A 552-nucleotide genomic window follows, 5' to 3' on the forward strand; every position below is an offset into this window, starting at 1 on the left:
ATGCGCGGCACAAGACGCGGCGACGCCGGGCGAAACGCCGCAGGAAACCGCCGTGGGGCGGACCGGCGCACGCCGACCAGCCGACACGGTTCAAGCGCCGCCGTGCGGCGGCGCCATGGGTTGCCGGAGCTTCGTCCGCATGGAACCCGGACGAGATTCCAGCCCTACCCCATTTGCCCGCGCTTTCCAACCCCTTGACGCATGAGCGGACGCAGGAGGGGACGCAGCCGGTGACTCAGGGAGGGCCGCCGGTGGTCGGCGGACGGTTGCCGTGCGGGAATCGCGCGCGTTGAGCGGGCGGCGGCTTCCTGCTATGGCTGGGCATCGACACGGGAGGCGGATGTGCACACGGCGGCCATGGTTGCGGAATTTCTGGGGCGCATGATCCTGCAAAGGGAGGGCGACGGGGCGGGCGCCCTGTCAGGTGCTCTGTCCGGCTCCATGCCAGATTCCGTGTCCGGCTCCACGCCGGGCTTCCCGCTGGCCGTCCCCGACGAGGCGGACGCGGACACCCCCCGGGCCTGGGCCGCCGCGCTGGGCGTGCCCCTGCCC

General features: G+C 72.6%; 1 pseudogene. It reads left to right on the forward strand.

Features of this window, described 5'->3' with window-relative positions:
- Positions 1–342: 342 nt before the first annotated feature.
- A pseudogene (locus tag FVW27_RS19085) lies at positions 343–552 on the forward strand (aminoglycoside phosphotransferase family protein); the annotation flags it as partial.

Source organism: Nitratidesulfovibrio liaohensis (assembly GCF_011682075.1).
GTDB lineage: Bacteria > Desulfobacterota > Desulfovibrionia > Desulfovibrionales > Desulfovibrionaceae > Cupidesulfovibrio > Cupidesulfovibrio liaohensis.